Source organism: Micromonospora sp. ATA51 (genome assembly GCF_016802855.1).
In the GTDB taxonomy this organism is placed as follows: domain Bacteria; phylum Actinomycetota; class Actinomycetes; order Mycobacteriales; family Micromonosporaceae; genus Micromonospora; species Micromonospora sicca.
The window spans coordinates 1-3,533 of record NZ_JAEVHJ010000483.1 but is presented as its reverse complement, the minus strand read 5'-3'; the positions used below and the strand labels follow the sequence as shown (position 1 = coordinate 3,533).

Below are 3,533 nucleotides of genomic sequence, written 5' to 3'. Positions count from 1 at the left end.
GCGGTCGGGGCGGGAGGCTCGGGGCGTACCGGAGCGGCGGGAGCGACCGGGGCGGGCCCGGCGGCGGCCGACGGCAGTTCGCCGCCACCCAGGGTGAGCCGGCGCTCCATCCGCTCCAGGCGCTGGAGCAGCCCGCCGGTGGAGTCGTCCGCCCCGGGCAGCAGCATCCGGGCGCAGATCAGCTCCAGCAGCAGCCGGGGCGCGGTGGTGCCGCGCATGTCCACCAGGCCGTTGTGCACGATGTCCGCGCAACGGGACAGGGTGCCCGGGCCGAGCCGCTGGGCCTGGGCCGTCATCCGCTCTATCTGGTCCGACGGGTCGTCGATCAGGCCCTTGGCGGCGGCGTCCGGCACCTGCTGGAGCACGATCAGGTCGCGCAGCCGTTCGAGGAGGTCGGCGGCGAACCGGCGCGGGTCGTGCCCGGCCTCGGCCACCCGGTCGACGGTGGCGTACGCGGCCGCGCCGTCCCCGGCGGCGAGCGCGTCGCACATCTCGTCGATCAGCGCCGAGTCGGTGACGCCGAGCAGCGCGGCGGCCCGGGCGTAGCTGACCCCCTCCGGGCCGGCGCCGGCGATGAGCTGGTCGAGCACGGAGAGGCTGTCCCGGGCGCTGCCGCCACCGGCGCGCACCACCAGCGGGAAGACCGCCGGATCCACCGTGACGCCCTCGGCCTCGCAGAGCTGCTCGAGGTACGGCCGGAGCACCTTCGGCGGGATCAGCCGGAACGGGTAGTGGTGGGTCCGCGACTTGATCGTGCCGAGGACCTTCTCGGGCTCGGTGGTGGCGAAGATGAACTTGACGTACTCCGGGGGCTCCTCGACCAGCTTGAGCAGGGCGTTGAAGCCGGCCGACGAGACCATGTGCGCCTCGTCGATGACGTAGATCTTGAAACGGCTGCGAGCCGGTGCGAAAAAGGCCTTCTCGCGCAGTTCCCGGGCGTCGTCGACGCCGCCGTGGCTGGCCGCGTCGATCTCGATGACGTCGATCGAGCCGGCGCCGTCGGTGGCCAGCGAGCGGCAGGACTCACACTGGCCGCACGGCTCCGGGGTGGGGCCCTGCTCACAGTTGAGCGAGCGGGCCAGGATCCGGGCGCTGGAGGTCTTGCCGCAGCCGCGCGGGCCGGAGAAGAGGTAGGCGTGGTTGAGCCGGCCGCTGCGCAGCGCCTGGGACAGCGGCTCGGTGACGTGCTCCTGGCCGATGACCTCGGCGAAGGTGCGCGGCCGGTACTTGCGGTAAAGGGCCAGTGCCACCCGTCCCGCCTCCTCTCGACCGAGCCATTCTGCGCCGGTCAGGCGCGGGTGACCACCCACCACCCCGGGACCTGACCCCGCAGGGGGACGTTACCGGCACCCGGAGACAGAAAGGCCTCCCGTGCACCCGGCAGAGCTCGCTTATCCTTGCTGCCTTCCGGCCCTGGGGAGGTTCACGAGATACCGCCGCACGGGAGGTAGGCCAAGCGTACCCGACCCGGCGTCGATCTTCAGGGGGTGGTGGGGTGGCCGGGCCGTCGGGGACCTGTATCCTTGCTCGCGGAGGATTCGCCTAGAGGCCTAGGGCGCACGCTTGGAAAGCGTGTTGGGTTTACACCCTCACGAGTTCGAATCTCGTATCCTCCGCTCGCTGACACGAAGGGCCGGCCCCGCACGGGGCCGGCCCTTCGTCGTACGGCTGAGCCGTCAGTTCACGTTCTGCCAGTAGGCCTCGTCGTAGTACTCCACGACGTCGCCGTCCGCCCGGAACCGGACGACGCGTGATCAACAGGGCGATCGACGGTAGCCGGGAAGGAATCGGGCAGGCAATCGCATTCCCACGTCCACCGGGTTCGGCGGTCGGCCCCCTTTCCGGACCCGGAGGGGATTGGGATGATCGACGTACGGCACCCGCAGCAGCCTCGGTGACGCGTCGTACACATGTTCCATCCACAGCCTGTGGACGCCGAGAGGATCGGATGAGTTACCAGCTCAGCGCGGTCGTGGCGGACGTCGAGCTGCTCCGCGAGCAGACCGTCGGCCTGGACCACGCGGTGCTCGCCGCGCTCCGCCAGGACTTCGCGCTGCTCCCGGTCACCCCGCAGCTGGTCGAGGAGCTGACCGGCGCGCTGCCGGACTTCGCCACCGCGGAGCCGTCCCCGGCCCAGCCGTTCCAGCTCGTCCTCTCGCCCGCACTGGCGGAGCTGCTGGCCCGCTGGTCGCGGCAGGGGCCGGTGGCGTACCTGGAGGCCGAGTTCGCCGGCGGGCTGGGTCACCAGTCGTCGGTGGTGTGGCTGGGCGGCGAGGTGAGCTGGGGGCCGCACTTCGACGGCACGCTCGACCGTCCGCGCGCCGAGTGGCCGATCAACGCGGCGCTCGCCCGGCTCGGCGCCGAGCCGGGACCGTGGATCGATCCGTTCGCCGAACTCGGCCTGCACCTGGAACGCGACACCACCGGCTGGCTGGCGCACGGCCGGCGCGGACTCACCGCCGACTACTGGGACGAGCTGGCCGAGGAGTGGGAACTCCGGCAATCCGGCCGGCACCAGCAACCTGATCGCCCCGGTCCCGTTGGGGACTGGGGGATTCCATGAAACTGCGACAATACGTCTTCATCGCCGCCTTGATGGCGGGCGCCTCGATCGCCGGCAGCGGCGTCCGTCCACAGGGGCCGGACGTGCCGGCCCGGCCGGTCGGTGACGCCGAGGTGGTCGGTCTCGACGGGCTGAGCGACATCGAGTTCGGCGCCACCGAGGAGGAGTTGACCCGGCGCGGGGTGCTGCGTTCCGACGAGGACGCCTGCGGCCGCACACTCACCGGGCACGGCACGGTCAGCCCGGTCTTCTTCGACGACCGGCTGGTGCTGCTCTGGCTCGATGACCCGATGAGCACGCCTGAGGGCATCACGGTCGGCACCCCGGTGAGCGAGGTGCGGGACAGCTATCCGTCGGCGACCCCGCTGCGGGCGCCGCGGGGCACGTACCGGTTCGACGGGCTGCTCGCCCGCAACGGCGACCGCGCGTACCTCTTCCTGCACGACGGGACGACCGTCCGGAAGATCATCGCCGGGTACGCCGACTGGGCGCGCCGCCTCTTCGACGAGGGCTACGGCCCCTGCTGACGGACTGGCCGGGCTGCCGGTGGACGACGAAGCGCCCGGACGACATTGAGCAGCAGTCGGGGCCAGAGTGCGCCCTTGAGCTAGGAAATCCTCACTCCTCCTAACCCTCCCAAAAAAGAAAAGACCCGCCGAACTATGGCCGCTGGCTGGCGCTGCTCCCGCTGCGTCTTCGACTCATTGGGGCCTGATGGCGGCAGTAGAGGCGTGGTTCTTGGGCGGACCGGTCGACGGGAGACTGATGCCAGTGGAGGTGACCGCCGACGGCAGCCCGCCGACGATGGTGAAGCTGTGTCAATCCCCTGGAAGCGTGGAGGGTTGTTTAAGCTGCCTGGGCCCGGCGGGCTTCGGCGATGAAGTGTTCGTAGTCGACCGGTGACATGCCGTCGCAGGCGCTGTGGCGTCTGCGGACGTTGTAGAAGTCGACGATCCAGGTAGCGATCTTG

The 3,533-nt window shown here is 70.8% G+C and carries 3 protein-coding genes, 1 tRNA gene and 1 other RNA gene; 3 read left to right on the top strand and 2 right to left on the bottom strand.

Features of this window, described 5'->3' with window-relative positions; genetic code table 11:
- Positions 1-1,250: DNA polymerase III subunit gamma and tau (locus JNW87_RS36365; RefSeq protein WP_238455268.1), on the bottom strand; the 1,250-nt coding region annotated here is incomplete at its 3' end.
- A 110-nt stretch (positions 1,251-1,360) separates the two neighbouring features.
- An RNA gene (ffs, locus tag JNW87_RS36360) (signal recognition particle sRNA small type) lies at positions 1,361-1,450 on the bottom strand.
- 81 nt (positions 1,451-1,531) lie between these two features.
- On the opposite strand from ffs, the gene JNW87_RS36355 reads away from it, so the two are divergent.
- The 3 genes from JNW87_RS36355 to JNW87_RS36345 all read left to right on the top strand — a co-directional run bounded on the left by JNW87_RS36355 (position 1,532) and on the right by JNW87_RS36345 (position 3,090).
- Positions 1,532-1,616: transfer RNA gene (locus tag JNW87_RS36355), tRNA-Ser, on the top strand.
- 332 nt (positions 1,617-1,948) lie between these two features.
- Entirely contained in the window at positions 1,949-2,563 is a 615-nt protein-coding gene (locus JNW87_RS36350) for a hypothetical protein (RefSeq protein ID WP_238455267.1), read from the top strand.
- A 32-nt stretch (positions 2,564-2,595) separates the two neighbouring features.
- Positions 2,596-3,090, top strand: coding sequence for a hypothetical protein (locus tag JNW87_RS36345; RefSeq protein ID WP_375373592.1), 495 nt, complete (start codon positions 2,596-2,598; stop codon positions 3,088-3,090).
- Positions 3,091-3,533 lie beyond the last annotated feature (443 nt).